The 25,465-nt window shown below is 74.3% G+C and carries 22 protein-coding genes; 15 read left to right on the plus strand and 7 right to left on the minus strand.

What is annotated here, in order from left to right; genetic code table 11:
- Positions 1-295: 295 nt before the first annotated feature.
- Together ACZ4W5_RS33185 and ACZ4W5_RS33190 are read left to right on the plus strand one after the other, a co-directional pair.
- Positions 296-1,336, plus strand: a complete 1,041-nt coding sequence (locus ACZ4W5_RS33185) for a glycosyltransferase family 2 protein (RefSeq protein ID WP_465658734.1) — start codon at positions 296-298, stop codon at positions 1,334-1,336.
- Between the two features lie 27 nt (positions 1,337-1,363).
- Complete coding sequence (locus ACZ4W5_RS33190; RefSeq protein ID WP_402491324.1) at positions 1,364-1,978, plus strand: acyltransferase; 615 nt, start codon at positions 1,364-1,366, stop codon at positions 1,976-1,978.
- On the opposite strand, the gene ACZ4W5_RS33195 is transcribed toward ACZ4W5_RS33190, so the two are convergent.
- From ACZ4W5_RS33195 to ACZ4W5_RS33205, 3 genes are all read right to left on the minus strand, one after another.
- Positions 1,979-3,499 (minus strand): LCP family protein, encoded by a 1,521-nt coding sequence (locus ACZ4W5_RS33195; RefSeq protein WP_465658736.1) that lies wholly within the window; start codon positions 3,497-3,499, stop codon positions 1,979-1,981. It lies immediately after the preceding gene.
- A gap of 149 nt (positions 3,500-3,648) precedes the next feature.
- A complete protein-coding gene (locus ACZ4W5_RS33200; protein WP_465658738.1) occupies positions 3,649-4,899 on the minus strand; it encodes an LCP family protein in 1,251 nt (416 codons plus the stop codon).
- A gap of 35 nt (positions 4,900-4,934) precedes the next feature.
- Positions 4,935-5,726, minus strand: a complete 792-nt coding sequence (locus tag ACZ4W5_RS33205; protein ID WP_360244315.1) for a TIGR03089 family protein — start codon at positions 5,724-5,726, stop codon at positions 4,935-4,937.
- Between the two features lie 104 nt (positions 5,727-5,830).
- Here ACZ4W5_RS33205 and ACZ4W5_RS33210 point away from each other — a divergent pair, with 104 nt between their 5' ends.
- The 4 genes from ACZ4W5_RS33210 (at position 5,831) to ACZ4W5_RS33225 (ending at position 8,574) form a co-directional block, all read left to right on the plus strand.
- Entirely contained in the window at positions 5,831-6,976 is a 1,146-nt protein-coding gene (locus ACZ4W5_RS33210; RefSeq protein WP_465658739.1) for a peptidoglycan recognition protein family protein, read from the plus strand.
- A 93-nt stretch (positions 6,977-7,069) separates the two neighbouring features.
- Complete coding sequence (locus ACZ4W5_RS33215; RefSeq protein WP_465658740.1) at positions 7,070-7,990, plus strand: DNA-3-methyladenine glycosylase family protein; 921 nt, start codon at positions 7,070-7,072, stop codon at positions 7,988-7,990.
- 45 nt (positions 7,991-8,035) lie between these two features.
- Positions 8,036-8,308, plus strand: a complete 273-nt coding sequence (locus ACZ4W5_RS33220) for a type II toxin-antitoxin system Phd/YefM family antitoxin (protein WP_465658742.1) — start codon at positions 8,036-8,038, stop codon at positions 8,306-8,308.
- Positions 8,305-8,574: a type II toxin-antitoxin system RelE family toxin gene (locus ACZ4W5_RS33225; RefSeq protein WP_465658744.1), complete on the plus strand. Its 270-nt coding sequence runs from the start codon at positions 8,305-8,307 to the stop codon at positions 8,572-8,574. Before ACZ4W5_RS33220 ends, ACZ4W5_RS33225 begins: the two co-directional genes overlap by 4 nt.
- Before the next feature lie 4 nt (positions 8,575-8,578).
- On the opposite strand, the gene ACZ4W5_RS33230 is transcribed toward ACZ4W5_RS33225, so the two are convergent.
- Genes ACZ4W5_RS33230 through ACZ4W5_RS33240 form a run of 3 tightly spaced genes read right to left on the minus strand, consistent with a single transcriptional unit; the run spans position 8,579 to position 11,402 of the window.
- Positions 8,579-9,871, minus strand: a complete 1,293-nt coding sequence (locus ACZ4W5_RS33230; RefSeq protein WP_465658746.1) for a coenzyme F420-0:L-glutamate ligase — start codon at positions 9,869-9,871, stop codon at positions 8,579-8,581.
- A complete protein-coding gene (cofD, locus tag ACZ4W5_RS33235; RefSeq protein WP_360244330.1) occupies positions 9,868-10,827 on the minus strand; it encodes a 2-phospho-L-lactate transferase in 960 nt (319 codons plus the stop codon). The genes ACZ4W5_RS33230 and cofD overlap by 4 nt, the downstream gene beginning before the upstream one ends.
- 41 nt (positions 10,828-10,868) lie before the next feature.
- Positions 10,869-11,402 (minus strand): cysteine dioxygenase, encoded by a 534-nt coding sequence (locus ACZ4W5_RS33240; protein WP_465658755.1) that lies wholly within the window; start codon positions 11,400-11,402, stop codon positions 10,869-10,871.
- Positions 11,403-12,149: 747 nt separating this feature from the next.
- Here ACZ4W5_RS33240 and ACZ4W5_RS33245 point away from each other — a divergent pair.
- The 3 genes from ACZ4W5_RS33245 to ACZ4W5_RS33255 all read left to right on the plus strand — a co-directional run bounded on the left by ACZ4W5_RS33245 (position 12,150) and on the right by ACZ4W5_RS33255 (position 18,263).
- Positions 12,150-12,422, plus strand: a complete 273-nt coding sequence (locus ACZ4W5_RS33245) for a WhiB family transcriptional regulator (protein ID WP_063349134.1) — start codon at positions 12,150-12,152, stop codon at positions 12,420-12,422.
- 252 nt (positions 12,423-12,674) lie between these two features.
- The gene (locus ACZ4W5_RS33250) at positions 12,675-16,556 is read left to right on the plus strand and encodes a glycosyltransferase (RefSeq protein ID WP_465658748.1); all 3,882 of its coding nucleotides are present in this window, start codon (positions 12,675-12,677) and stop codon (positions 16,554-16,556) included.
- Positions 16,557-16,562: 6 nt separating this feature from the next.
- Positions 16,563-18,263, plus strand: coding sequence for a DUF5719 family protein (locus ACZ4W5_RS33255; RefSeq protein WP_465658749.1), 1,701 nt, complete (start codon positions 16,563-16,565; stop codon positions 18,261-18,263).
- A 35-nt stretch (positions 18,264-18,298) separates the two neighbouring features.
- Here the strand turns inward: ACZ4W5_RS33255 and ACZ4W5_RS33260 are convergent, their stop codons facing one another.
- A complete protein-coding gene (locus ACZ4W5_RS33260) occupies positions 18,299-18,751 on the minus strand; it encodes a metallopeptidase family protein (protein WP_350509617.1) in 453 nt (150 codons plus the stop codon).
- Between the two features lie 169 nt (positions 18,752-18,920).
- On the opposite strand from ACZ4W5_RS33260, the gene ACZ4W5_RS33265 reads away from it, so the two are divergent.
- The 6 genes from ACZ4W5_RS33265 (at position 18,921) to ahcY (ending at position 25,321) form a co-directional block, all read left to right on the plus strand.
- Positions 18,921-19,370: a DUF3499 domain-containing protein gene (locus tag ACZ4W5_RS33265; RefSeq protein WP_402492056.1), complete on the plus strand. Its 450-nt coding sequence runs from the start codon at positions 18,921-18,923 to the stop codon at positions 19,368-19,370.
- 127 nt (positions 19,371-19,497) lie between these two features.
- Positions 19,498-20,883 carry a phosphomannomutase/phosphoglucomutase gene (locus tag ACZ4W5_RS33270; protein ID WP_465658751.1) on the plus strand — a complete coding sequence of 462 codons (1,386 nt, stop codon included), beginning with the start codon at positions 19,498-19,500 and terminating at the stop codon, positions 20,881-20,883.
- Positions 20,884-20,982: 99 nt separating this feature from the next.
- Positions 20,983-21,165 carry a Trm112 family protein gene (locus ACZ4W5_RS33275; RefSeq protein WP_224284587.1) on the plus strand — a complete coding sequence of 61 codons (183 nt, stop codon included), beginning with the start codon at positions 20,983-20,985 and terminating at the stop codon, positions 21,163-21,165.
- Positions 21,166-21,247: 82 nt separating this feature from the next.
- Positions 21,248-22,501: an SIS domain-containing protein gene (locus ACZ4W5_RS33280; protein ID WP_465658753.1), complete on the plus strand. Its 1,254-nt coding sequence runs from the start codon at positions 21,248-21,250 to the stop codon at positions 22,499-22,501.
- An 18-nt stretch (positions 22,502-22,519) separates the two neighbouring features.
- Positions 22,520-23,497 carry a cation diffusion facilitator family transporter gene (locus tag ACZ4W5_RS33285; protein WP_360244346.1) on the plus strand — a complete coding sequence of 326 codons (978 nt, stop codon included), beginning with the start codon at positions 22,520-22,522 and terminating at the stop codon, positions 23,495-23,497.
- Positions 23,498-23,872: 375 nt separating this feature from the next.
- Positions 23,873-25,321 (plus strand): adenosylhomocysteinase, encoded by a 1,449-nt coding sequence (gene ahcY / locus ACZ4W5_RS33290; protein WP_360244349.1) that lies wholly within the window; start codon positions 23,873-23,875, stop codon positions 25,319-25,321.
- Positions 25,322-25,465 lie beyond the last annotated feature (144 nt).

Below are 25,465 nucleotides of genomic sequence, written 5' to 3' on the forward strand. Positions count from 1 at the left end.
GTGTGTACCCCCACGAGGAGGGGGGGGGGGGGGGGGGGGAGGGGGGGGGGGGGGGGGGGTGCCCCCCCCCCCCCCCCCCCCCCCCCCCCCCCCCCGCGCCGTTCGTGCCGTCCGCCGTTCACCGGGCCCGCCGAACCCACCCCGAATCTGCACGCTTCCCCCGCCGATTCGGGCCCGGGCGCCCGGGGCGGTACGGTGATCCCGATCACGGCACCGGCGCCGCCCTCCAGGGGTGCTCGGAGCCACCGGACCGGGACAAGACGGATATGCGTCGACACCGGTACGGTTGGCCCCGATGAACACCAAGGCTGCTGAGGAGCTGCCGGCTGTTTCCGTGATCATGCCGGTGCTCAACGAGGAACGACACCTGCGCACGGCGGTCCGGCGCATCCTGGACCAGGACTACCCCGGACCGATGGAAGTGGTGATCGCCCTCGGCCCCTCCACCGACCGCACCGCCGAGATCGCGGCCGAGCTGGTGGCCGAGGATCCGCGGGTGCGCACGGTGGAGAACCCCACCGGCCGCACTCCCGCGGGGCTGAACGCCGCGATCCGGGGCTCGCAGTACCCGATAGTCGTACGGGTGGACGGCCACGGGCTGCTCACGCCCGGCTACATCGCCACCGCGGTCCGGCTGCTCGGCGAGATGGACGCCGCCAACGTCGGCGGCATCATGCACGCCGAGGGCGAGACCGAGTGGGAGAACGCGGTCGCGGCCGCGATGACCTCCAAGATCGGTGTCGGCAACGCGGCCTTCCACACCGGCGGCCTGGCCGGCCCGGCGGACACCGTCTACCTCGGGGTGTTCCGGCGCGAGGTGCTGGAGCGGCTCGGCGGCTACAACGAGGAGTTCATCCGCGCCCAGGACTGGGAGCTGAACTACCGGATCCGCCAGGACGGCGGGCTGGTCTGGTTCACCCCGCAGTTGAAGGTGACGTACCGGCCGCGGCCGTCCGTCAAGGCGCTGGCCAAGCAGTACAAGGACTACGGCCGGTGGCGCCGGGTGGTCACCCGCTACCACCGGGGCTCGGTCAACCTGCGCTACCTGGCCCCGCCGAGCGCGCTGCTCGCGGTGGTGCTCGGCCTGGTGCTGGGCGTCGCCGTCCACCCGGCCTTCCTCGCGGTGCCCGGCGTCTACCTGCTGGGCATCCTCGGCGGTGCCGCCGTCGAGGGCCGCGGCCTGTCGTTGCGGGCCAAGGCGCTGCTGCCGGTGGCGCTCGCGACCATGCACCTGAGCTGGGGCTTCGGCTTCATCACCTCGCCCCGCTCGCTGGCCCGCCGGGTGATAAGGAGCGTCGGCCCGTCCTCGAAGGACGTGCTCTCCCGGGCGAGTTGACGGCCGGACCGGCTACCGTCGGTCCGCATGGGGACAGTTGAGGACGGTACGGCCGCGGCCCGGATCGAGCCGGGCGCGGACGTCGACGAACGGGCCGTGCTCGGCGCCGGGACGCGGGTCTGGCACCTCGCCCAGGTCCGCGAGGACGCGGTGGTCGGCAGCGACTGCGTGATCGGCCGCGGCGCCTACCTCGGGCCGGGCGTGCGGATCGGGGACCGGGTCAAGGTCCAGAACCACGCGCTGGTGTACGAGCCGGCGGTGGTCGAGGACGGGGTGTTCATCGGCCCGGCCGCCGTGCTGACCAATGACCGCCACCCGCGCGCGGTCACCCCCGACGGTCGGCTCAAGGGCCGAACCGACTGGCACGCGGAGCCGGTGACGCTCCGCCAGGGCTGCTCGATCGGCGGCCGCGCGGTGCTGGTCGCCGGGGTGACGGTCGGCCGCTGGGCGCTGGTCGCGGCCGGGGCCGTGGTGCACCGGGACGTCCCGGACTTCGCCCTGGTGGCCGGGGTGCCCGCCCGCCGGATCGGCTGGGTCGGCCGGGCCGGTGAACCGCTCGGCCCGTCCGGCCAGGGGCTCTGGACCTGCCCGCGCACCGGCGAGCGCTACCGCGAGACGGACGGAACCCTCGCCCCGGTGTAACTACTTGGCGCACACGTCGACGTCGTCCGCCTGCACCCGCTGGAGGTCCTTCGGGGCCTCGGTCGGCTGCTGCGCGGGGGCCGTCAGGACGTCCTTGCCGAGGACCACCAGCAGCGGGTCCTTCGGGCCCGCCTTCGGGTTGGGCTTCACGGCGTCGGCGGGCAGTCCGAGGGCGGCGGCCAGCGCTGCGGCCTCGGCCTCCTGGCCGGCCGGGTGGGACACCGTGGTGGTCGCGGCCGGGGGCGCGTCGGGGCCGACCGCGGCCTTGGCGAAGCCCTTGTCCTTGAGCTTCTCCACCGTCGGCCCGGACTGTCCGCGGGTCCCGCTGCCGTTGCGCACCGTCACCTGGACGCCCTTGGTGTCCACCGCCGGGGCGGTGGTGCTCGGCGTGGCCGAGGCCTCCGGGGGCGCGGCCGGAGCGGCCGGAGCGGGCGAAGCGGCGGAAGCGGCCGTCTCGGTCAGCGAGCGGTCGCCCGCGATCATCGAGAACACCTGCCCGGCGTCCGGCTGGCGCAGGATCAGCCGGTCCTTGTCGCTGGGGTCGTCCAGCACCGGGACGGTGGTGAAGGTGATGTTCTTGGTGTCCACCTTGCTGATGTCCTGGGCCAGGTTCTTGAGCTTGTCGACGCTGCCGATGCCGGAGTCCACGGTGAGCGCCTTGGTGGCGGCGTCCGCGAGCTGGTAGAGCTTGCTCGGGCTGGTGAGGGTGTCGTCGCTCTTGATCTTGCGGATCATCGAGCTGATGAACTGCTGCTGGAGCGGGATCCGGGTGAGGTCACCGCCGAAGCCGACCGCGTGCCGGGTGCGGACGAAGGCCAGCGCCTCCTCGCCCTGGACGACGTGGCGGCCCTTGGCCATCTTGAGGTGCGAGTCCTTGTCGTCGATGTCCTTGGCCGCGCAGACCTCGACCCCGCCGACGGCGGTGGAGAGCGTCTTCACCGCCTCGAAGTCGACCTGCACGAAGTGGTCGACCCGGATGCCGGTCAGCTTCTCCACCGTCTTCCAGGTGCAGCCGGCGTCGCGCCCGCCCTGGCCGAGGCTGGTGTTGAACATGTCCCGCGCCGTGCCCGGGATCTTCCTGCCCTTGTCGTTCTGGCACTCCGGTATCGGCACCATCAGGTCGCGCGGGATGCTGACCACGGTCGCGTTGGAGCGGTCCTTGGCGACGTGGAACAGCAGGGTGGTGTCGGCGTGCCCGGTACTGCCCTCGTCGCCGTACTCGCGGCCGAGGCCCTGCCGGCTGTCGGTGCCGATCACCAGGATGTTCAGCGCGTCCCCGGCGGCCTTGGGCCGCTCCTCCTCGCTGCCCAGCTGGACCTTGACCGAGGTCAGGTTGCTGTTGAAGTGCTGGTACAGGTAGTAGGCCCCGCCGCAGCCGGCGACCATCACCAGGGCGCCCGTCCCCGCCGTCCACTTGAGCACCCGGCGGCGGCGCTGCCGCTTGGCGGCCGCGGCCCGGCGCTTGGCTTCCCGTCGACTCTCCCCGCTGAACCGACCGGTGTTCGTTTCGTCCTGCTGCACGGGGATTCCCTACGTCCGGCCGGTCACGGAGGCCGACCCGTCGGGCGACGGGTCGATCCGGACACACTAGACGAGCCGAACGGGGGAATTGTTCCGAGTGTGAGCTCAGTCATGTTTGAGCAATGAAAAAGCAAAGCCCAGCGGCGAGTTCAGTGCTGGGCGCAGGCGTCCACGTCCGCGGTGCGTCCCTCGAAAGTGGGCGAGGCGCCCGCCGAGGGTGACGCCGTGGCCCGGTCGGAGCCGGCCCCCGCCCCTGCTCCCGCTCCCGCCCCTGCTCCCGCCCCCGCCCCCGCGTCCGGCGCGGGCGCCGAACCGGGCGGCCGGAGGGCCAGCGGCCGGTCGGCCCGCAGCGCCTCGAACAGCTGGGTGGTCTGCGGCTGGACGAACTCGTCCCGGTCCGAGTCGTAGCGGTACGGGCGGCGCGGCGCCGTCAGGAACACCACGTCCCGGGAGGGGATGCCGCGCAGGTCCTGGGTGAGGTCGTACAGCGCGCCGAGCGAGGACAGGCCGCCGTCCGCCTTCACCGAGGAGGTGGCCGCGTCCAGCACCGGCCACAGCTTGGCCGGGTTCAGCAGCACCCCCTGCGACTGCACCTTGCGGATCAGCGAGGCCAGGAACTGCTGCTGGCGCCCCATCCGCTGGGTGTCGCTGCCGTCGCCCAGGCTCTCCCGGGCCCGGACGTAGCCGAGCGCCTGCTCGCCGTGCAGCAGCTGACGGCCGGCCGGGAGGTCCAGCTTGGCGTCCTTGTCGTGGATCGGCTGCGGCACGCACACCTCGACCCCGCCGATCGCGTCCACCATCGTCTTGAAGCCGCTGAAGTCGAGGATCACGTAGTGGTCGATCCGGATGCCGCTCAACTGCTCGACGGTGCGGATCGAGCAGGCCGGACCGCCCAGCTCGAACGCCCAGTTGAACTGCATCGTCCCCGGCTTGCTGCGGCTGCCGTCCGGCTTCTCGCAGGAGGGCACGGTGACCATCACGTCGCGCGGGACGGAGACCGCCGTCGCGTGCTTCCGGTCGCCGGCCAGGTGCAGCAGGATGGTGGTGTCCGAGCGCTGGGCACCGGCCTCGCCGCCGTAGGAGGAGTTCGAGCCGGAGCGGTCGTCACTGCCGATCAGCAGGATGTTCTCGGCGCCCTCGGCCCCCGCCGCCCGGCTCGGGCGCTCGGCCTCCAGCTCGGCGAGCAGCCGGTCGGTGGCCGAGTCCGTCCTGATGTTGCCGTCCAGCTTGCGGTAGGCGATCCAGAGCAGCACACCGGTGGCGACCAGCAGGAACGCGACGGCGCCGGCGGTGATCATCAGCCACCGCCGGCGCCTTCGCGGGCGTCCCGGTCCGCTCGGGGGAGCGTGCTCCGGGGGAGTCTGGTCGGTCGGGGGGTGCTCGGTGTCGTCCTCGGCCATGGCAGGGATCCCTACCCGCCGGGACCGTCCCGGGGTCAGCCGAGGCGCACAGTCACCCGTTCGGATTCGGAGCGCTTCTCCCACTGCCCGGCGTCCAGCCCCTGGGAGTTGCGGCACAGCACCACCGAGGCGCCGGCCGCCAGCGGGGCCAGCAGGCCGGCCTCCAGGCCCGTCCAGTCGTCGAAGGAGAGGGTGGACATCACCCGGTCCCCGGGCTTGAGGCCGATCCGCGCGGCGCCCTCCCGGGCCAGCGCGACGGTCTGCTCGCCGGTCAGTTTCAGCGGCAGCCCGTCCACCGAGGTCTCCAGCGCCTGCCCGTCCGGGGCGACGGGGGAGTACGGCGCGAAGCGGTCGCCCTGGCCGGGCACCTCGGCGGCGTAGTCCAGGAAGCCGTCCGGGCGGTGCGGGAAGCGGCCGCCGAGCGGGCGCAGGGCGAGCGCGACCCGCTCGCCCCCACAGGCCTGGGCGGCCTCCAGGCCGTCCGGACCGCTCACCACCAGGTCGGCGTCGGCCGGGTCGCCGGCCGGCACCGCCGTCACACCGACGGACCAGCAGGCCAGCAGCCAGACGGCGCTCTGCCAGTGCGCGGGCAGCAGCAGCACGGCGCGGTCGTCCGGACCGGCGTTCAGCTCGTCCTGGAGGAGGTTGGCGGTCTTGGCGACCCAGTTGTCGAAGGTCCGGGCGGACAGCTCCACCCGTTCGCCGGTGGCGTCGTCGTAGAAAGTGACCAGCGGGGCCGCGGGATCGACCGAAGGGGTGCCGCCGCGCAGGTATGCGTGCAGCAGCTCGACGGGGGTGCGGGCATCGGCAGCGAATGGCGCAGTCATGGTGCGCCCCAGCCTACGGCCTTCGGGTGGCAGGCCGGGAGGGGTGGCCGAGCGGGCGCGGGGCGGCGTGGCGGGCGGTCCGGTTTGCGGTGACGATCCCCTTCATGCACCTCTCCATCAAGGCCGCGCGCCTCCCGTTCCCGGCCGCGCTGCTCGCCGGCTGCACCGCCGCCCTGCTGCTCCAGCCCGCTCCCGCCGCCTCCGCCGTGCCCCTTGCCCCCGGTGGCGAGCACCGTGACTTCCCCGGCGGCGGCCGGACCGTCTCGCTCCGGCTCCCCGACGGGCACGGGCTCCCGGCGAGCACGACCGGGCCCTTCGAACTCCTCGGCGTCAGCTGGGACGGACCGGCCGGAGCGCTGGGCGGCGGCAGCCTCCGGGTCCGCACCCGGGACGCGGGCACCGGCCGCTGGAGCGACTGGCACACCCTGGAGACCGACACCGACGACGGCCCCGACCGCGCCCCGCACGGCGCCACCGCCCCGCTGTGGACCGGCCGCAGCGACGGCGTCGCCGTCGAGTTCCGGCCCGGCCCGGCCGGACCGCCGCCCGGACTGCGGCTCGACCTCGTCGACCCCGGCGCCGGCGCACCCGCCCCGGCCGCCACCCGGACGGTGCCCGCGGCACCCGCCGCCGAGGACGGCCACCAGGCGCCGCGCCCGGCGATCGTCACCCGGGCCGGCTGGGGCGCCGACGAGTCCCTGCGCGACCCGGGCTTCGAGTACACCGGCCCGGTCCGCGAGGTCTTCGTCCACCACACCGCGACCGCCACCGACTACGCCTGCTCCGACGCCCCCCGGGTGATCAGGGGCATCTACCAGTACCACGTCAGGACCAGCGGCTGGCGGGACATCGGCTACAACTTCCTGGTCGACCGCTGCGGCACGATCTACGAGGGCCGGGCCGGCGGCGTCGACCAGCCCGTCCACGGCGCCCACACCCTCGGCTTCAACACCGACTCCTCCGGCGTCGCCGCGATCGGCACCTACGTCGACGCCACCCCGCCGCAACCCCTCCTCGACAGCCTCGCCGCGATCGCCGCCTGGAAGCTCGGCCTCACCGACCGGCCCGCCGACGGCCGCACCAGACTGACCTCCGCCTCCGACGCCAGCCGCTACCCCAAGGGCACGGTCGTCGACTTCGACGCGATCTCCGGCCACCGCGACGCCTTCAACACCGAATGCCCCGGCAAGGCCCTCTACGCCCGGCTCCCCGAACTCCGCACGGCCGCCGCCCTGCTCCAGAGCAGCTGAACCTTCCGCAACGAGCTTTGGCGCCCGCCCTCGAACTCCTGCCCCCGCCCCACGTATCGTTCATGGCCTCAGGCACCCCAGGAGGCGACGGCAGTGACGGGCGGCGAAGCGGTACGGCGCTGGCGGCCGGGCTTCCCGCTCGACCCGGTCCGGACCCTGCTGCCGCTGCGCCGGGGCCCCGCCGACCCCTCGTACCGCACCACCGGCGACGGCGCCGTCTGGCGCGCCTCCCGCACCCCGGCCGGCGTCGGCACCCTGCGGGTGCTGCCGCGCCCCGGTGCGGGCGAGGTGGAGGCGACCGCCTGGGGCCCGGGCGCCCAGTGGCTGCTCGACCGGCTGCCCACCCTGCTCGGCGCCGAGGACCACCCGGAGGCGCTGGTGCTGCCCCCCGGCCCGCTCCGGGACGCCCAGCGCCGCACCATCGGGGTCCGGCTCACCAGGACCGGCCTGGTCCTGGAGTCGCTCGTCCCCGCGATCCTGGAACAGAAGGTCACCACCGACGAGGCCTACCGCGCCTGGCGCACCCTGCTGCGCGACTTCGGCACCCCGGCCCCCGGCCCGGCCGAGGGCATGCGGGTGGCCCCGTCGGCCCGCGACTGGGCGATGATCCCGAGCTGGGAGTGGCACCGCGCGGGCGTCGACCCCAAGCGCTCGGCCACGGTCCAGCGCGCCGTCCGGCTGGCCCCCCGCCTGGAGGAGGCCTCCACCATGGCCCACGAGGAGTCCTTCGCCCGCCTGACGGCCGTCCCGGGCATCGGCACCTGGACCGCCGCCGAAACCCTCCAGCGCAGCAACGGCGACCCGGACGCCGTCTCGGTCGGCGACTTCCACCTCCCCAACCTGGTCGGCTGGGCCCTGGCCGGCCGCCCCCGCAGCAACGACGCCCAGATGCTCGCCCTGCTGGAGCCCTACCGCCCCCACCGCCACCGCCTCTGCCGCCTCCTCCTCGCCACCGGCACCCACGCCCCCCGCTACGGCCCCCGGCTCACCCCCAACGACCACCGAACCCGCTGACCCGAAGCCCGCCCCGGTGTACGCAGTTATGTGTACGCTGGATTCATGGCTGACGCAATGAACATCCGTGAGGCCCGTGCCCACCTCGCCGAGGTGGTCAGCCGGGCGGAGGACGGCGAGATCACCGTGATCACGCGCAAGGGCGAGCGCGTCGGGGCGTTCGTGCCGATCGAGATCCTCGACGCCATAGAGGAGGCGGAGGACGAGCTCCTCGCCCGGGAGGCGCGCAAGCACCTGGACGAGCCGACCGTCACCATGGCCGAGCTGATGGCGGACCTGTTCGGACCGCCCGCGGACTCCGCGGGGAGCGCTGCGTGAAGTACGCCTTCGGCTTCACCTCGCACGCCCGACGGCAGCTGCGCGCGATCGGCCAGCTCGAGGCGATGCGGATCCTCACGGCACTCACCGCGTTGGGGGACGACCCGTTCGCGGTCGGACCGGACGTCAAGAAGCTGACCGGGAACGACGGCCTCTACCGGCTCCGGGTCGGCGACTTCCGGGTGGTCTACCAGGTCCGCGGCGATGTGCTGCTGATCCTCGTCGTCCACGTCGGCAATCGCCGCGACGTCTACCGCGGCCTCTGAGGCGTCACCGCACCACGACGAACGCCTCGGCGCCCCGTTCCGCCCGGACCTTCGGCGCCTCCGCCGGCCGCCCCACCGCCACGACCCCCATCGGGTCCCACCCCTCCGGCAGGTCCAACACCGCCCGAACGGTGTCACGGCAGAACATCGTCGAGGACACCCAGGCGGAGCCGTACCCCTCACCCGTGAGCGCGACCAGCAGGTTCTGCACGGCGGCCCCCACGGCCACCGTGAACATCTCCCGTTCGGCCGCGGCCCGCCGCGGGTCCGGGTAGTCGTGCGAGCCGTCCATCACCAGGCACGGCACCACCAGGTACGGCGCGTCGCGCAGCACGTTCCCGCGGGCGGTGCGGCGGGCGATCCGGGCCTCGTCCCAGCCGTCGAGTTCGCGGAGGTCGCGCTGCCAGGCGCCGAGCATCGCGTCCAGCAGCCGTACCCGGGTCTCGGCGGACTCCAGCAGCACGAACCGCCAGGGCGTGGTGTGGTGCGGGGCCGGCGCGGTGACGGCGGCGGTCACCGCGCGCCGGACGGCGGCCGGGTCGACCGGGTCGGCGGTGAAGGCGCGGACGGTGCGCCGCAGCGTGACGGCCTGGCGCAGCGCCTCGGAGGTGCCGAGCCGGAACATGTCGTCCGCGGCGGGCCGCACCAGCGGCCGGGTGCCGGCGCCGTCCTCGGCGGTGACCAGGTGGCCGAGCCCGCGCACGACGGCGACCGGGACGCCGCTGGCCTTGCCCTTGACGAGGTCGCCGGCGGCCGCGAGTTCGTCGGCGGTCGCGGTGACGGTGAGCACCAGTTCGTTGCCGTGGCTGTCGGTGCGCCCCCGGTGGTCCTCCAGGACGGACAGTCCGGCGGCGCCGATCGCGACGTCGGTGAGCCCGTTGCGCCAGGGCCGGCCGAAGGTGTCGGTGACGACGACGGCGAGCCGGTGGCCGGTGAGCTGCTGGAGCCGGGCGCGCAGCGCGCGGGCCGAGGCGTCCGGGTCCTCGGGCAGCAGCAGCACGGTGCCGGGGGCGGTGTTGGAGGCGTCGACCCCGGCGGCGGCCATGACGAAGCCGTTGCGGTTCTCGACGATCCGGGCCGGTCCGCGCCGGGCGACCACCCGGACGGTCTCGGCGTCGATCGCGGCGTCCCGGTCGGCGGCGTGCAGCAGCCGGCCCTCGGCCTTGCTGACGATCTTCGAGGTGACCAGCAGGATGTCGCCGTCGCGGTACGTCCCGGCCTTGGCGATCAGCTCGCCGAGGTCGGCCCCGGCCTCGACCTCGGGGATGCCCCGGACCGGAAGGATCTCGATCGTCACGCGCGGACCTGCTCGGCCAGCGCCAGCGCCGCCCGGGCCATCTCGGCGGTGGCCTCGACGTCGGTCATCAGCAGCGGGACGGCCCGGCAGGCGATCCCGGCGGCCTCGACGGCGGCCACCGCGTCCTGGTCGGCGGTGTCGACGAGCCAGCCGTCGATGAGTTCGGAGCCGTAGTTCAGCGCGACCGCCTCGGCGGTGGCCTCGACGCCGACGGCGGCGAGCACCTTGTCGGCCATGCCCCGTACCGGCGCCCCGCCGATGATCGGGGAGAGCCCGACCACCGGTGCCGGGGCGGCGGCGACGGCGTCCCGGATGCCCGGGACGGCGAGGATGGTGCCGATCGAGACGACCGGGTTGGACGGCGGGAAGAGGATGACGTCGGCCTCGGCGAGGGCCTCCAGCACGCCGGGCGCGGGCTTGGCGGTGTCCGCGCCGACCGGGATGATCGCCTCGGCGTCGACGGCGGCGTGCAGCCGGACCCAGTACTCCTGGAAGTGGACGGCCCGGGTGCCCTGCTCGTCGGTGATCCGCACGTGGGTCTCGACCCGGTCGTCGCTCATCGGCAGCAGCCGCACGCCGGGCTTCCAGCGCACGCACAGCGCCTCGGTGACCTGGCTGAGGCTGTACCCGGCGGTGAGCATCTGGCTGCGCACGAGGTGGGTGGCGAAGTCCCGGTCGCCGAGCCCGAACCACTCGGGGCCGACGCCGTACTCCTTCATCTCGGCCTTGATCGACCAGGTCTCGTCGGTCCGGCCCCAGCCCTGTTCCTCGTGGATTCCGCCGCCGAGGGTGTACATCACGGTGTCGAGGTCGGGGCAGACCTTGAGCCCGTAGAGGTGGATGTCGTCGCCGGTGTTGCCGATGACGGTGATCTCGTCCTGCGGTCCGACCGCCGCGAGGAGTCCGCGCAGGAAGCGCGCCCCGCCGATCCCGCCTGCCAGTGCCACGATGCGCATGGGGTCATCCTGCCACGGTCGGACTCTTCGTCAGGTCTCGGTCAACGCCGCTCGGACTCCGCCGGGTGCGCGTGCTGCTCCGGGACGGCGGTGGTGGTGCTGTACTGGTTCATCGCGGTCAGGCCCGGGGTGTAGAGGTGGATGGAGACGGCGGGTTCGAGCGCGCCGTTGACCACCTCGTGCAGGTAGCCGGAGGAGAACACCCGCTGCCCGCCGGGGCGCAGGGTGCGGGCGGCTGAGCCGCTGGGGGTCCCCCCGGCCGAAGGCTGGGGGAGGGTGAGTGAGCGTTCGGTCAGTTCGCCCCGGACGACGGTCATCACGCCGGAGGACTCGCCGTGGTCGTGGAAGCCGCTGCTCTGGCCGGGCAGCCAGCTGAGCAGCCAGACCTCGTAGCCGGGGCCGGTCTCCAGGCGGGCGTACCAGCGGGTGAGCGCGTCGTAGCGGACCAGCGGTTCCCAGCGGGAGCGGTCGGCGGCGATCTCGCGGACCAGCCGGGCGTACCCGGCGACGGTGGTGGGGTGCTCGGGCAGGTCGGTGCGGGCGAGGTGGGGGAAGGCGAGCGGGTCGCCGGCGATGGAGACGTCGCTGAGGCCGTCGGCCCAGCGGTGCCGGTCGCCGTGGCGGGGGGTGCGGGTGGCGGCGAGGCCGCGGCGGGCGTGCTTGTTGCGGTCGCGGTTCCGCTTGCGGATGCGGGTCGTGCGCACGGGAGTCGTCCTCGGATGGCTCGGCTGGTCGGGGAGCAGCCGGATCCGGGATGTCCTGGGGCGGGAGTCGCGGGCGGCCTCTGTGCTTCCTGGGCGGCGCGCGGTGGGACGCGGGCGCCTAGATACAGCAGGAACAGAGGCGACAACAGGAGTTCACGGCACGGCGGAGCGTGGAACCGCTCCGGGGGCTGGCGAACTCTGACATAGGGGAAAGGAGACCGCATCCGCGGGGGTGGTGTCAAACCGAAGGATGCGGCATTCGAGTGGATTAGGTCAGGATCTTTCCCGGATGGGGTGATTCATCACTCTCTATGTTTCGATGGGAAGATCGCCGGGAAGGCAGGCCGATGACCGGCCTGTCACGATGACTGAGCGTCATTCCGCGAGTCATTGCGGGCGTTTCGATGTCGCCCGGGGCTTTCGGATCGAAGGTCCGATGTGTCCGAATATGTACACTATTCGTAACGGCTTGGTGCCAGGGAGTGAATCCCGGCCTCAATACCAGAGCTCGGCTTGACTGGGCCAGAGTGACGCAACTGTAATTTCACTCGTGTCGTCAGCCGCACGAGGCAACGGCAACCACGGGGACGCCAAGTAGGGGCAGAGGAGGCGCGCCACATGAGCGAGCTCTTTGAGCTGTTGATCGGGGACGGCATCGCGGAGGAAGAGGAGGAACTCGGTTGGCAGGAGCGCGCGTTGTGCGCTCAGACCGACCCGGAGTCCTTCTTCCCCGAGAAGGGCGGCTCTACCCGCGAGGCCAAGAAGGTGTGCCTCGCCTGCGAGGTTCGATCGGAGTGCCTGGAGTACGCCCTCGCCAATGACGAGCGCTTCGGCATCTGGGGCGGCCTCTCCGAGCGCGAGCGCCGCCGGCTCAAGAAGAGCGCCGTCTGACCGGGGCGGCCCCGACCGACCCCGCTGACCCTCCGCCACCGGCGGACGGCCGCACAGCTGTACGAGCGCCTCACCGCGACGGTGGGGCGCTTTCGTGTTCCCGGACCGGTCCGCGCCGATCCCGGGTCCCCTTCTTCACCGCCTCCGCACCGGCACCGGGCACGAAGCGGCCATCCGGAGCCGTTAGTGTGGTGCGCCATCCGGTTGCCGTTCACCGGCTGTGTCCACCGAGAACTGGGGCCCGCGCACTCGATGACCGTCTACAGCCACCAGAGCGGCTTCACCGCTTCCAGGCCGCCCGCCTACCCGCGCCACCTGGTCACCGCGGTGATCGTCTCGCACGACGGCGCCCGCTGGCTGCCGCAGGCCCTGGCCGGTCTGCTCGGCCAGGACCGCCAGGTCCAGCGGATCCTCGCGGTCGACACCGGATCCACCGACAACTCCCCGCAGCTGCTCGCCGACACCCTGGCCGACTGGCTGCCCGAGAGCGGCCCGCTGATGCTCGGCCGCCGGGCCGGCTTCGGCACCGCCGTCGCCGAGGCCGTCGCGGGCAGCGCGCCCCTGCGCCCGGAGGACCTCCCGTACCGGCTCGACCCCTCCGGCTACGACCCGGTCACCGGCGGCTGGGACGACTACGGCGACCCGCTCGCCCAGGAGGACGACCTCGGGCGCGGCGGCCCGCGCGAGACCCAGCCGGTCGAGTGGCTCTGGCTGCTGCACGACGACTGCGAGCCGCAGACCGACGCGCTGCGCCGGCTCCTCCAGGTCGCCGACTCCACCCCCAGCGCCGGCGTGGTCGGCCCCAAGCTGCGCAGCTGGTACGACCGCCGCCAGCTGCTGGAGATCGGCGTCACCATCGCCCGCTCCGGCCGCCGCTGGACCGGACTCGACCGCCGCGAGCAGGACCAGGGCCAGCACGACCAGGTCCGCCCGGTGCTCGCCGTCTCCAGCGCGGGCATGCTGGTGCGCCGGGACGTCTTCGAGGAGCTCGGCGGCTTCGACCGGGCCCTCCCGCTGATGCGGGACGACACCGACTTCTGCTGGCGGGTCAACGCCGCCGGCCACCGCGTGGTGGTCGCCCCCGACGCGGTGCTGCGGCACGCCGAGGCGGCCAGCCGCGAACGCCGTGCGATCGACTGCGGCCCCTCCCACCCGCACCGGGTGGACAAGTCCGGCGCCGTCTACACCCTGCTCGCCAACTGCAAGGGCGCGCTCTTCCCGTACGTGCTGCTGCGCCTGGTGCTCGGCACCCTGGTGCGCGCCGTCACCAACCTGCTCGGCAAGGACCCGCGCCAGGCGGTCGACGAGCTGGCCGGCCTCGGCCACGAACTCGTCCGCTTCCCACGGCTGTTGGCCGCGCGCAAACACCGCGCCCGGACCCGCGCCGCGGACGCCCTGGACGACCGCACGCTCTTCCCGGCGCCCGGCGCCACCACCCGGCTGGCCGTCGAGGGCGTCATCGGCTCGCTCGGGATAGGGGGCGGCGACGACACCGGCAGTCGGCACGGCTCGGTCGAGGCCGGCGGTGACGAGGACGGCGAGGACCTCGTCGTCGAGCAGTTCGCGCTGATCAAGAAGCTGGCCCGGCGCCCCGCGCCGGTGCTGTTCGCCGCCCTGCTGGTGTTCGCCCTGGTCGCCTGCCGCGGCCTGTTCGGCAGCGGCGAGCTGTTCGGCGGCGCCCTGCTGCCCGCCTCCGACGGCGCGGGCGGCCTGTGGGCGATGTACGCGGACGCCTGGCACCCGGTCGGCACCGGCTCCACCGCGGCCGCACCGCCGTACCTCGGCGTGCTCTCGGTGCTCTCCTGGCTGCTGTTCGGCAACGCCGACCTCGCGCTCACCCTGCTGGTGGTGCTCACCGTCCCGCTCGCCGCGGTCAGCGCCTACCTGGTCTCCCGGCCGCTGCTGGACTCCAAGCTGGTCCGCGCCTGGGCCAGCGCCACCTACGCGCTGCTGCCCGCCGCCACCGGCGCGCTCGCCCAGGGCCGGATCGGCACCGCCGTCCTCGCCGTGCTGCTGCCGCCGCTGGCCCGCGCCGCCGCGATCGCGGCCGGCCTCGGCATCCGCCAGGAGAGCGCCGCCAAGGGCGCCCGCCCCGGCTGGCGGCCGGTCTGGATGACCGTCCTGCTGCTCACCCTGGCCACCGCCTTCGTCCCGCTGACCTGGGCGCTCGCGGTACCGCTCTGCCTGGCCGTGCTGGTCCTCGCGGTGCTGCGCGGCGGCGCCCTCGGCTCCGGCGGTACGGCGCTGCGGCTGCTCGGCCTGCGCGTCCTGGTGATCCTCGCGGTGCCGGTCGCGGTGCTCGCCCCCTGGTCGTTGAAGGTGCTGTCGCACCCGCAGTGGCTGCTGCTGGAGGCCGGGCTGCCCGGACTGCACGGCGCCGGGGCGAGCGCGGCCGGCCTGCTGCTGGTCAACCCCGGCGGCGCCGGGGTGCCGCCGGTCTGGCTCTCCACCGGTGTCGTCCTCGCCGCGCTGGCCGCGCTGCTGCGCGCCGACCGCCGCCGCGCGGTGCTCGCCGCCTGGGGCGCGGCCGGTGCCGGGCTGGTCTTCGCGGTCGCGGTGGCGGGCACCTCCGTCACCCCGGCCTCCGGCGGCCAGCCGGTGCCCGCCTGGGCCGGCCCGGCCACCCTGATCGCCGGGATCGCCCTGCTCGCCGCCGCCGCGATCGGCGCCGACGGCGCCAACACCCGGGTCGCCGGGATCGCCTTCGGCTGGCGCCAGCCGGTGGCCGCCCTGGTGGTGGCCGCGGCCGTGCTGGCCCCGCTGGGCACCGGCCTGTGGTGGGCGCTGACCGGCGCCGGCGGCCCGCTGCACCGCGCCGCGGCCGGCCAGGTGCCCGCCTTCATCGCCGAGGAGGCCGGCACCAGCGACCGGTCCCGCACCCTCGTGGTCACCGGCCAGAAGGGCGCCGTCCGCTACACCGTGGTGCGCGGCGCCGGCCTGACCCTCGGCCAGGCGGAGTCCACCGTCGACCCGGCCACCGGCACCCATGGCGGCCTGGACCGGATGGTCGGCAGCCTGCTGGCCGGCTCCGGTGCCGACCAGGCGAACGCCCTGGCCGGCTACGGCATCGCCTACGTGCTGGTCGAGCGGCAGGCCGTGGACGCCTTCAAGGACGTCCTGGACACCACCCCCGGCCTGGTGAAGGCCAACCAGGACGGCGACGCCGCGCTCTGGCAGGTCAACGGCGCGCCCGCGGTGCGCGCGGTGATCACCGCCCCGGGCGCCACCCCGGTGGTCGTCCCGTCCGGCGAACGCGACCTCGCCACCACCGTCCCGGCCGGTCCGGACGGCCGGGTGCTGCGACTGGCCGAGGCCGCCGCCCCCGAGTGGAAGGCCACCGTGGACGGCACCGCCCTGGAGCCCACCACGCTCGACGGCTGGGCGCAGGGCTTCAAGCTCCCGGCCGCCGGCGGCAAGCTGAGCGTCACCCGCGAGGGCAGCCTCGCCCACACCGGCTGGATCTGGGCCCAGGTCCTGGTCGGCCTCACCATCCTGGTGCTGGCCCTGCCCGGCCGCCGCAGCCACAAGGACGACGACCTGCCCGAGGAGGTGGTCGCCGCCGCCGCGCTGGCCGCCGCCGCCCAGGCGCAGCCCCTCGTCCCGGGCAGCCGCCGGGCCCGCCGGATGGCCGAGCGGGGCGAGGGCGGCGAGCCCGGCGCCGAGGAGCCCGGGGTGTACGACGGGCTGCCGGGCGCGATCCCGGCGCAGCCCTCCGGCGAGCCGCCGGCCGGGGCGGTCGAGGCGGCCGCCGCCGTCCAGGAGGCCGAGCCGTACGCCGACCCGTACCAGGCGTACCAGCAGGCCGACCCGTACAGCTACGACCAGTACGCGGCCCAGCAGCCGGTGGCCGCCCCGTACGCCGCCCAGGGCTACGAGGGCCACGGGTACGACGGCCACCAGCAGGGCTACCCGCAGCAGGGGTACGACCAGCAGGGGTACGAGCAGCAGGGGTACGAGCAGTACCCGCAGGAGCAGTACGGCTACGACCCCTACCAGCAGCAGCCCGGGCAGCCCCAGCAGACCTGGCTGCCGGGCCAGCAGCAGGGCGAGCCGTACTACGACCCCAACGAACCGGGCGGCACCGGTCACCCTTCCGGGAACTACGGCCCCCACCAGCACGGATCGGGGAGCTGACCCGCCATGAAGAAGCCCGCATTCGGGAAGAAGTCCGCCGCCCGGGCCGAGCAGCCCGTCGAGCCCGCCACCGCCCCGGCCGGGGCCGCGGAGCCCGCCGGCGCGCCGGGGACGGCCCCCGGCCGGTCCGCGGGGAAGACCACCCAGTCCCTGCTGGCCGCGGCCGTGGTGCTGGCGGCCGTGTTCGGGATCGCCGAGGTGCGCCCGCCGGCCGGCCCGGCCAAGGCGGACGGCGGGGCCGCCCCGAGCACCGCCCAGGTCGAGCGGACGGCGGCGGTCTGCCCGCAGCCCTTCCAGGGCCTGACCGGCTCGACCACGCTCACCGCCTACACCCCGCCCGGCACCGGCTCGGCCACCGGCGGCGCCGGCTGGCTCTCCGAGCAGGCCGCCCCGGCCACCCCGCCGACCGCGGCCCCGGCGCCGAGCGGCTCGCCGACCGCCGCGCCGAGCGCGGCCCCGAGCGCCCCGGCCACCCCGGCCCCGGACAAGAACGCCCCGCCCGCCGACGCCAAGCTGACCCTCGGCAAGCCCGGCACCCCGGCCACCGGCCCGGCCAGCAACGGCGACGCCGCGCCCGGTACCGGGGCCGTCGCCACCGGCGCGCTCGCCCCCGGCTTCACCGTCACCCAGACCACCGTGGTCACCGAGCAGCGCGGTACGGGCCTGTCCGGCCTGACCTGCACCCCGGAGAGCACCAGCTTCTGGTTCGCCGGGGCCAGCACGGCCGGCGACCGGGTCGACTACGTCAGTCTGGTCAACCCCGAGTCCTCCGCGGCCGTGGTCGACATCAAGCTGTACGGCGACAAGGGCCTGATCGACAACGACGCCGCCAACGGCCTCACCGTCGCCCCCGGCAGCTCGCAGTCCGTCCTGCTGTCGACGATCAGCAAGGGCGCCGTCACCGACCTCGCCGTGCACGTGGTGGTGCGCTCCGGGCGGATCGGCGCCGCGCTGCACGCCGCCGACGGCGCCAAGGGCGCCGACTGGGTCCCCGCCTCCACCGAGCCCGCCGCCACCCAGGTGCTGCCCGGTCTGCCTGCCGACACCACCGCGGCCCGGCTGGTGGTCTGGGCGCCGCCGGAGGACGACGCCGACCTCAAGATCCAGCTCTCCGGCAAGAACGGCTGGTTCACCCCGGCCGGCAACGAGTCGATCCACGTCAAGGCGGGCATGGTGGCCGCCGTCGACCTCGGCAAGGTCACCCGGGACGAGGTCGCCGGGCTGCGGCTGTCGCCCACCGACGACAAGCACCCGACCAAGATCGTCGCCGGCCTGCGGGTCGACCGCACGGGCGGCAACGGCAAGAGCGACGCGGCCTGGCTCACCGGCAGCGCCCCGGTCGGCGCCCGCGCCACCGTCGCCGACAACCGGGCCGGCGCCGCCACGGTCTTCCTGACCTCCACCGGCGACGCCGCCACCGTCAAGGTCACCGGCTCGGCCGGCAGCGGCGGCGGCACCCCGGCGACCAAGGAGGTCCAGCTCCCGGCCGGCGGCACGGTCGCCATCCCGGCGCCCGAGCCCGCCGGGCTGAACGGCGTCTTCGCGGTCACCGTGGAGACCGAGTCCGGCGGCCCGGTGGTCGCCGCCCGGATGCTCTCGCTGCCCGCCAAGGACGTGCCGATGTTCACCGTCCAGGCACTGCGCGACGACCACAGCACCGTGCAGGTCCCGCAGGCCACCCAGGACCCGGGCGTGGTGCTGCGCTGACCGGCCCTTCCGGGGCCCCGCGGGGCCCCGGAAGGTCACTCCTCGTCGTAGCGCGGGTCGATCGCGTCCGGCGACAGCCCCAGCAGCTCGGCCACCTGCTCGATCAGGATCTCGTGCACCAGCGCCGCCCGGTCCTCCCGGGTCTTCGCCCGGATCTCCACCGGCCGCCGGTACACCACGATCTGGCTCTTGTGGCCCTTCTGACCGGGCGACACCCGGCCCAGCGGCACGCCGTCCTCGGTGTCGGCGCCGTCCGGCTCGTGCAGCGGCACCTCCTGCACGGCGAACTCCACTTCGATCAGCTGCGGCCACCGCCGCTCCAGCCGCTCCACCGACTCGCGCACGTAGTCGTCGAACAGTTCGGAGCGGGTGAGCGAGATCGGCACCTGGGGCGGGGCCAGCGGGCCGCGCAGCCCCCTGCCGTGCCGGTCGCGGTGCCGGGGGCGGCGCGAGGGGCCTGTCGATGACTGCGGTGCGGAGCTGTCCATATCACTGCCGAGAGTAGTCCTTGGCGGGTCGGAAGTGGACCACTCCGACGGGGGAATCGCCGGTGCGACGGCGTGTGCCCGAACCGCCGGAGCGAGCCGTACGGCAGGAGCCGGGCGGCGCGCCCGGGGCGCCCCCACGGCCCGGCACAGCCCCGGCGAGGGGGCGCCGGTGAGCACCCGAACGGCGACACGGCACCCCCGCCGGACAGGCGGTCTTCGCTCCCCGGCGGGGAGTGCGGTACCGTCCACCCTCGTGAGCTCTGTACGTCGTTGTTCGCGGACCGCGTGCGGCCGACCGGCCGTCGCGACGCTGACGTACGTCTACGCGGACTCCACCGCCGTACTGGGCCCGCTCGCCACCTACGCCGAGCCGCACTGCTACGACCTGTGCGCCGAGCACGCCGAGCGGCTCACCGCCCCGCGCGGCTGGGAGGTCGTCCGGCTCGCCGCCGAGGCCGGACCGCTGCGCCGCAGCAGCGACGACCTGGAGGCCCTCGCCAACGCCGTCCGCGAGGCCGCCCGCCCGCAGACCCCCCGTCAGGGCCGTGCCCCCGAGGGCGAGTCCACCGAGGGCGGCCGCCGCGGCCACCTCCGGGTCCTGCGCTCGCCGGACAACTGAGGCCTCGCCCCGCACGGTGCGTTCGCCCGGCCCGGGTACGCTGCCCGTCTGACACCACCGCGATCCGTCGACCGGACGCGTCGGTGCCCCGACGTATCGATCAGCACAGAACCAGGGTGGAGCCGCAGTGCGCGACCTCAAGCAGCTCGTGAAGGCGTACGACGTCCGAGGCGTCGTCCCGGACCAGTGGGACGAGAGCCTGTCCCGGGCCTTCGGCGCCGCGTTCGTGCAGGTCACCGGGGCGACCGCGATCGTGGTCGGGCACGACATGCGCCCCTCCTCGCCGTCGCTGAGCCGGGCCTTCGCCGAGGGCGCCGCGGCCTACGGCGCCGACGTGGTCGAGATCGGCCTCTGCTCGACCGACCAGCTCTACTACGCCAGCGGCAAGCTCGACCTGCCCGGCGCGATGTTCACCGCCAGCCACAACCCGGCCCAGTACAACGGCATCAAGCTGTGCCGGGCCGGCGCCGCCCCGGTCGGCCAGGACACCGGCCTGTCCGAGATCCGCGAGCTGGTCGAGTCCTGGACCGCCGAGGACGACACCGTCACCGTCCCGGCCAAGGACGTGAAGCCCGGCGCGCTCACCGCCCAGGACACCCTGCGCGGCTACGCCGACCACCTGCTGGGCCTGGTCGACCTCAGCGCGATCCGCCCGCTCAAGGTCGCCGTGGACGCCGGCAACGGCATGGGCGGCCACACCGTGCCGACCGTCTTCGACGGCCTGCCGATCGAGCTCGTCCCGATGTACTTCGAGCTGGACGGCACCTTCCCCAACCACGAGGCCAACCCGCTCGACCCGAAGAACCTGGTCGACCTCCAGGCCGAGGTCCGCAAGGTCGGCGCCGACATCGGCCTGGCCTTCGACGGCGACGCCGACCGCTGCTTCGTGGTCGACGAGCGCGGCGAGCCGGTCTCCCCGTCGGCGATCACCGCCCTGGTCGCCGCCCGCGAGATCGCCCGCGCCCAGGCCGCCGGCGAGGCCGAGCCGACCATCATCCACAACCTGATCACCTCCTGGACCGTCCCCGAGGTGGTCCGCGAGCTCGGCGCCACCCCGGTGCGCACCCGGGTCGGCCACTCCTTCATCAAGCAGGAGATGGCCGTCACCGACGCCGTCTTCGGCGGTGAGCACTCCGCCCACTACTACTTCCGCGACTTCTGGCGCGCCGACACCGGCATGCTGGCCGCGCTGCACGTGCTGGCCGCGCTCGGCGGGCAGCAGGGCACCCTCTCCGAGCTGACCGCCGAGTACGACCGCTACGCCGCCTCCGGCGAGATCAACAGCACCGTCGCCGACCAGGCCGCCAGCACCGCCGCCGTCCGCGCCGCCTACGCGGGCCTGGAGGGCACCACGGTGGACGAGCTGGACGGCCTCACCGTGGCCGGCCCGGACTGGTGGTTCAACCTGCGCGCCTCCAACACGGAGCCGCTGCTGCGCCTGAACGTCGAGGCCAAGGACCCGGCGCGGATGGCCGAACTGCGCGACGGCGTGCTCGCCATCGTGCGCGCCTGACCGGACCGCGCCTGACCGAAGCGCACCGTGCCCCGGCCGGTAGGGTTGCCTATCGGCCGGGGCACCTCCGTGCCACCACCGAACTTTGGGAGAGCCCCCATGAAGCTCGAATCCTTCCTGCTGGAGATCCTGGTCTGCCCGCAGTGCCGGGCCGCGCTCGCCGAGGGCGGCACCGAGGAGCAGCCCGAGCTGGTCTGCACCGGCGCGGACTGCGGCCTCGCGTACCCGGTCCGCGAGGGCATTCCGGTCCTCCTGGTGGACGAGGCCCGCCGCCCGGCCTGATCCTGGGGGCGGGTCCGACCCGCCCCGGGGTCGACGCCCCACCCCGCGCCCGCCGACCAGAGGACAGCCGGAGGCCCGCCGCATGCTCGACGACACCCTGCTCGACGATCCGGCCGCCCTCCTGCGCGCCGACCACGACCGCGCCCTGCTGGCCCTGGCCGGTGCCGGCGCCCGGGTCCGCACCGCGCTGCGGCAGGCCGACGCGGCCGGCCTCGACCGGCTGCGCCCCGACGGCCGACCGCGCGCCGTCCTGGTCGCCGGGCACGGCAGCGCCCTGACCGCCGCCGAGATCCTCGCCGCGCTGGCCGGGACCGCCACCCTGGTCCTCCCGCTGCCGCCGACCGAGGCCGTCGCCCCGCGCACCGACCGGGCCGGCGCCCCGCCCGCCTTCACCGCCGGGCTCGGCTGGCAGCTGCCCGGCTGGGCCGGACCGCTCGACCTGCTGGTGATCAGCTCCGCCGACGGCGGCGAGCAGGGCCTGATCGGCCTCGCCGAGCAGGCCTACGCCCGCGGTTGCTCCGTCGTCGTCACCGCCCCGCCCGGCAGCCCGCTGGCCGAGGCCGCGCTGCAGGTGCGCGCGCTGCCGCTGCCGTACGTCGGCACGGTGCTGCCCGACGAGGGCCTGCCCGCCGCACCGGCCGCCGAGCCGGACCTGCCGGCCGAGGACCCGGCCGCGCTGTGGTCCCACCTGACCCCGCTGCTGGCGCTCGCCCAGAAGGTCGGCCTCACCCAGCTGCCCTACGACGCGCTGCCGGCCGTCGCCGACCTGCTGGACACCGCCGCCGTGCGCTGCCGTCCGGACGCCGCCGCGTACACCAATCCGGCCAAGGGCCTGGCCGCGCGGCTGGCCGGGACGGTCCCGCTGCTGTGGGCCGAGGGCCCGGTCGCCGGCGCCGCTGTCGCCCGGTTCGCCGCCCAGCTCGCCGACCGGGCCGGCCGCCCGGCCCTGGCCGGCTCGCTGCCGCAGGTGCTCACCGTCCACCGCGGCATGTTCACCGGCCAGTTGGGCGCGGGCGCCGACCCGGACGACTTCTTCCGCGACCGGGTCGAGGAGCCCGACCCGCTGCACCTCCAGGTGCTGCTGCTGCGGCACGTCCCCGCGACGGCCACGCCCGACCCGGCACAGCAGCAGGACGGCCCCGCCGAGGTGCCCGAGGACGACGAACGGCCGCGCAGCTTCGGCGTGCGCCGCGCCCACCGGCTGGCCGCCGCGCACGACGTACGGCTCACCGAGTACGCGAGCACCCTCGCGGACCCGCTGCACGCGCTGGCCGACCTGATCGCGCTGACCGACTTCGCCGCCGTCTACCTGGGGCTGGCCGCCGCACAGTCCTGAGGCCGCTAGTCTCTGCCCATGAGCACAGAGGGTGGGACGAAGGCACTGGTCGCGGCGCTGTCCGCCAACCTGGCGATCGCGGCGGCCAAGTTCACCGCCTTCGGCTTCACCGGCTCCTCCTCGATGCTGGCCGAGGGCGTGCACTCGGTGGCCGACTCCGGCAACCAGGTGCTGCTGCTGATCGGCGGCAGGCGGGCGCGCCGGGCGGCGGACGAGGAGCACCCGTTCGGGTACGGGCGCGAGCGCTACGTGTACGGCTTCCTGGTGGCGATCGTGCTGTTCAGCGTCGGCGGCCTGTTCGCGGTCTACGAGGGCTGGCACAAGGTCAACCACCCCGAGGCGCTGGACTCCTGGGGCTGGGCGGTGGGCGTGCTGGTCTTCGCCGTCGCGATGGAGGGCTGGTCCTTCCTGACCGCGGTGCGCGAGTCGGCCAAGGCCAAGGGCGGCCAGGGCTGGGTGCAGTACATCCGCACCGCCAAGGCGCCGGAGCTGCCGGTGGTGCTGCTGGAGGACACCGGCGCGCTGATCGGCCTGGTGCTCGCGCTGCTCGGCGTCTCGCTCACCGTGATCACCGGCGACGGCGTCTGGGACGGCATCGGCACCCTGTGCATCGGCCTGCTGCTGGTGGTGATCGCGGTGGTGCTCGCGCTGGAGACCAAGTCGCTGCTGCTCGGCGAGTCCGCCGACAAGGACTCGGTGCGGCGGATCCGCGCCGCCCTGGTGGACGGCGAGGCGGTCACCGGGGTGATCCACATGCGCACCCTGCACCTCGGCCCGGAGGAGCTGCTGGTCGCCGCCAAGATCGCCGTCAACGCGGAGGACAGCGCCGACCGGGTGGCGCGGGCCATCGACGCGGCCGAGGAGCGGGTCCGCGCCGCCGTCCCGATCGCCCGGGCGATCTACCTGGAACCGGACGTCTACAGCGCCGAGAAGGCCGCCGCGGGCGAGGACCCGGCGGCCACCCCGGGCGGCCCCGGGCCGGGCACCGCGCACTGACGGGCCGCCCGGCGGGGCGGTCGGGCGGGACGGCCGTAAAGGGGCCGGGCGGCGGCCGTAAAGGGGCTGGGCGACGGCCGGATCCGGCGGCCCAAATCCGTCATCCGCGGACGCCCGGTGGGGCCATCGGTGTAGATTCGTCACCAGAGCCAGAACGTCGCTGCTGATGGCGGTCGATCGGCGGTCCGCGCCCGTAGGGTGTGCGCCGGTCGAGGGAGAGAGGTCCTCCGACGGTTTGTGCCGCGCAGCAGGGAACCGGTCCGCCACCGCGGGATCCGGCGGCCCCGGCGTAGCCGTGCACCCGTACGGCCCGCCATGCGCACCGCACATCCGGACCTCGGCCCGTGCCCCACCCCATCAGCGAGGAGCAGACGCATGTCGACCGACATCACCGGTGACTTCAAGGTCGCCGACCTTTCCCTGGCGCCGTTCGGCCGCAAGGAGATCCAGCTGGCCGAGCACGAGATGCCCGGCCTCATGTCCATCCGCGCCGAGTACGCCGCCGCGCAGCCGCTGGCCGGCGCCCGGATCACCGGCTCGCTGCACATGACCGTCCAGACCGCGGTGCTGATCGAGACCCTGACGGCGCTCGGTGCCGAGGTCCGCTGGTGCTCCTGCAACATCTTCTCCACCCAGGACCACGCGGCCGCCGCCATCGCGGTCGGCCCGGAGGGCACCCCGGAGAACCCCCAGGGCGTGCCGGTCTTCGCCTGGAAGGGCGAGACCCTGGACGAGTACTGGTGGTGCACCGAGCAGGCGCTGACCTGGCCCGACGGCAAGACCCCGAACATGATCCTGGACGACGGCGGTGACGCCACCCTGCTGATCCACAAGGGCGTCGAGTTCGAGAAGGCCGGTGCCGCTCCGGACCCGTCCACGGCGGACAACGACGAGTTCCGGATCATCCTGGAGCTGCTCAACCGCACCCTCAAGGACACCCCGAACAAGTGGACCGAGGTCGCCGCCACCATCAAGGGCGTGACCGAGGAGACCACCACCGGTGTCCACCGCCTGTACGAGATGCACCGTGACGGCCAGCTGCTGTTCCCGGCGATCAACGTCAACGACTCGGTCACCAAGTCGAAGTTCGACAACAAGTACGGCTGCCGCCACTCGCTCATCGACGGCATCAACCGCGCCACCGACGTCCTGATCGGCGGCAAGGTCGCCGTCGTCTGCGGCTACGGCGATGTCGGCAAGGGCTGCGCCGAGTCGCTGCGCGGCCAGGGCGCCCGCGTCATCGTCACCGAGATCGACCCGATCTGCGCGCTCCAGGCGGCGATGGACGGCTACCAGGTCGCCACCCTGGACGACGTGGTCGAGACCGCGGACATCTTCATCACCACCACGGGCAACAAGGACATCATCATGGCCTCGCACATGGCCCGGATGAAGCACCAGGCCATCGTGGGCAACATCGGCCACTTCGACAACGAGATCGACATGGCCGGCCTGGCCAAGCTCGACGGCGTCGTGAAGACCGAGATCAAGCCGCAGGTCCACGAGTGGCGCAAGGCCGACGGCCGCACCATCATCGTCCTCTCCGAGGGCCGCCTGCTGAACCTGGGCAACGCGACCGGCCACCCGTCCTTCGTGATGTCCAACTCCTTCGCGAACCAGACGATCGCCCAGATCGAGCTGTTCACGAAGACCGAGGAGTACCCGATCGGCGTCTACGTGCTGCCGAAGCACCTGGACGAGAAGGTCGCGCGCCTGCACCTCGACGCGCTGGGCGTGAAGCTGACCACCCTGACCCAGGAGCAGGCCGACTACATCGGCGTCCCGGTCGAGGGCCCGTACAAGTCGGAGCAGTACCGCTACTGATGCGGTGAGTTCCGCGACGCGGGTGAGTTCCCGCTGACGCCGGTGGCGTGCACCGCCGCGGCCAGGGAGCCCAGGCCGCCGAGGGGGTCGGTCAGCGGCCGGCTGTCGGACTCCCCCGTCGCGCAGATCCTGAGCCCCTGCTCC

The sequence above is a fragment of the Kitasatospora sp. NPDC029367 genome (assembly GCF_055569135.1).

What these genes read in the sequence shown, in the direction of transcription:
- ACZ4W5_RS33260 (WP_350509617.1), bottom strand. Translation starts at nt 18,751, where the DNA reads ATGGACAGCTCCGCACCGCAGTCATCGACAGGCCCCTCGCGCCGCCCC.
- ACZ4W5_RS33190 (WP_402491324.1), top strand. Translation starts at nt 1,364, where the DNA reads ATGGGGACAGTTGAGGACGGTACGGCCGCGGCCCGGATCGAGCCGGGC.
- ACZ4W5_RS33285 (WP_360244346.1), top strand. Translation starts at nt 22,520, where the DNA reads ATGAGCACAGAGGGTGGGACGAAGGCACTGGTCGCGGCGCTGTCCGCC.
- ACZ4W5_RS33185 (WP_465658734.1), top strand. Translation starts at nt 296, where the DNA reads ATGAACACCAAGGCTGCTGAGGAGCTGCCGGCTGTTTCCGTGATCATG.
- ACZ4W5_RS33210 (WP_465658739.1), top strand. Translation starts at nt 5,831, where the DNA reads ATGCACCTCTCCATCAAGGCCGCGCGCCTCCCGTTCCCGGCCGCGCTG.
- ahcY (WP_360244349.1), top strand. Translation starts at nt 23,873, where the DNA reads ATGTCGACCGACATCACCGGTGACTTCAAGGTCGCCGACCTTTCCCTG.
- ACZ4W5_RS33275 (WP_224284587.1), top strand. Translation starts at nt 20,983, where the DNA reads ATGAAGCTCGAATCCTTCCTGCTGGAGATCCTGGTCTGCCCGCAGTGC.
- ACZ4W5_RS33250 (WP_465658748.1), top strand. Translation starts at nt 12,675, where the DNA reads ATGACCGTCTACAGCCACCAGAGCGGCTTCACCGCTTCCAGGCCGCCC.
- cofD (WP_360244330.1), bottom strand. Translation starts at nt 10,827, where the DNA reads ATGCGCATCGTGGCACTGGCAGGCGGGATCGGCGGGGCGCGCTTCCTG.
- ACZ4W5_RS33200 (WP_465658738.1), bottom strand. Translation starts at nt 4,899, where the DNA reads ATGGCCGAGGACGACACCGAGCACCCCCCGACCGACCAGACTCCCCCG.
- ACZ4W5_RS33280 (WP_465658753.1), top strand. Translation starts at nt 21,248, where the DNA reads ATGCTCGACGACACCCTGCTCGACGATCCGGCCGCCCTCCTGCGCGCC.
- ACZ4W5_RS33255 (WP_465658749.1), top strand. Translation starts at nt 16,563, where the DNA reads ATGAAGAAGCCCGCATTCGGGAAGAAGTCCGCCGCCCGGGCCGAGCAG.
- ACZ4W5_RS33205 (WP_360244315.1), bottom strand. Translation starts at nt 5,726, where the DNA reads ATGACTGCGCCATTCGCTGCCGATGCCCGCACCCCCGTCGAGCTGCTG.
- ACZ4W5_RS33220 (WP_465658742.1), top strand. Translation starts at nt 8,036, where the DNA reads ATGGCTGACGCAATGAACATCCGTGAGGCCCGTGCCCACCTCGCCGAG.
- ACZ4W5_RS33245 (WP_063349134.1), top strand. Translation starts at nt 12,150, where the DNA reads ATGAGCGAGCTCTTTGAGCTGTTGATCGGGGACGGCATCGCGGAGGAA.